Annotated in this window: 1 protein-coding gene; it reads right to left on the reverse strand. The window is 78.2% G+C overall.

Annotated elements, in window-relative coordinates:
* Positions 1 to 693: FAD-dependent oxidoreductase (locus tag DQW85_RS21865; protein WP_338043402.1), on the reverse strand; the 693-nt coding region annotated here is incomplete at both ends.

Raw genomic sequence — 693 nt, forward strand, 5'->3', positions numbered from 1 at the left:
CCGGCCCCGTCGCCCTCCAGCGCCGAGACCGTGACGCCGCACCGCAGGTCCACGCCGGCGGCCCGCTGGAGGTCGGCCGCCACCGCGCCGATCACCGCGCCCAGCGCCCCCACCAGCGGCGCCTTTCCGCGCTCGACGACGGTGACCGGCAGGTCCAGGTCGCGGCAGGCGGAGGCGACCTCCGACCCGGTGAAGCCGGCGCCGATGACCAGCACCCTGCCCGGCCGGTCGGCCAGCGCGGTCCGCAGCCGGGCCGAGTCCTCCATCGTGCGCAGGACGTGCACGCCCTCCAGGGCGGCCTCGGCCTCGTGCGGCCACGGCCTCGCACGGGTGCCCGTGGCGATCAGCACCCGGTCGAAGGCGACCTCCCGGCCGTCGGCGAGCCGTACCCGCTTGGCGGCGAGGTCAAGCCCCGTCGCCGCGGTGCCCAGCAGCCACTCGGCGCCGATCTCCTCGCGCAGGCGGGGCAGCAGGGTGTGCTCGGCCGGCACCTCCCCGGACAGGATCCGCTTGGACAGCGGGGGCCGGTCGTACGGCGGGTGCGGCTCGTCGCCGATCATCGTGAGCGAGCCGGTGAAGCCCTCCCGCCGCAGCACCGCGGCGGCGCGCGCTCCGGCCAGCGAGGCGCCGACGATGACCACGCGGCCGTCGCGCCTGAACTCGGTGGCGCCGCCAGCCACCGCCCGGGCGGCC

Origin of the sequence: Nonomuraea lactucae, assembly GCF_003313395.1 — a bacterium.
In the GTDB taxonomy this organism is placed as follows: domain Bacteria; phylum Actinomycetota; class Actinomycetes; order Streptosporangiales; family Streptosporangiaceae; genus Nonomuraea; species Nonomuraea lactucae.